This window comes from Mesorhizobium sp. LNHC229A00 (assembly GCF_000502415.1).
GTDB lineage: Bacteria > Pseudomonadota > Alphaproteobacteria > Rhizobiales > Rhizobiaceae > Mesorhizobium.
This window is the reverse complement of record NZ_AYWQ01000156.1, coordinates 1-565: the sequence shown is the minus strand read 5'-3', so window position 1 is coordinate 565 and position 565 is coordinate 1. Positions and strand designations below refer to the sequence as shown.

Annotated in this window: 1 protein-coding gene; it reads left to right on the top strand. The window is 54.9% G+C overall.

Translation table 11 applies throughout. The features are described 5' to 3' along the window. Positions 1-32: 32 nt before the first annotated feature. On the top strand, positions 33-565 hold a 533-nt coding region (locus X742_RS140225), incomplete at its 3' end, for a CapA family protein (RefSeq protein ID WP_245275670.1).

Sequence of the window (565 nt, the reverse complement as noted above, 5' to 3'; positions counted from 1 at the left end):
ATGCGACTGACACCCGTCCTGCTCGACCAGGGGTGAACAAACTCGACGTCTCGCGGGTATTCGAGGTCGATGATAAAAAATTCGCGAATCTGCGTGCCATTCAGGAAATGTTCCTAAGCAACGCTATGGAGCGCGGAAACTACGCGCAGCCGAACGATCCTCGCGAACCGGCATCGTCCGATGAGATTGACTTTTACGGAACCATTTTTCGCCGATCGCCCGAGAACTGCCGCAGGATCATCCTCGATGAGGAAAGCCTACAAAGTCAGCTTGCGGCGATCCGGAAGGCCTCGTCCGCGGGTGCCTTCGTCATCTCCTACCTTCACCATCATCATTGGGAACCGGATTGGCGCGAAGTTCCCGGGTGGGTTCAGTCTTTTGCGCGATCTTGTATAGATGCGGGAGCGAACGCGTTCGCTAGCCACGGGGCACCGGTGTTGCAACCGATTGAAGTCTACCGGGGAGCTCCGATCTTCTATGGATTGGGAAATTTCCTTTTTCATCTACCTGAAGGGGAGGACGAATGGAGTTCACCGGATATCTGGAAAAGCATCGTCGCGACATG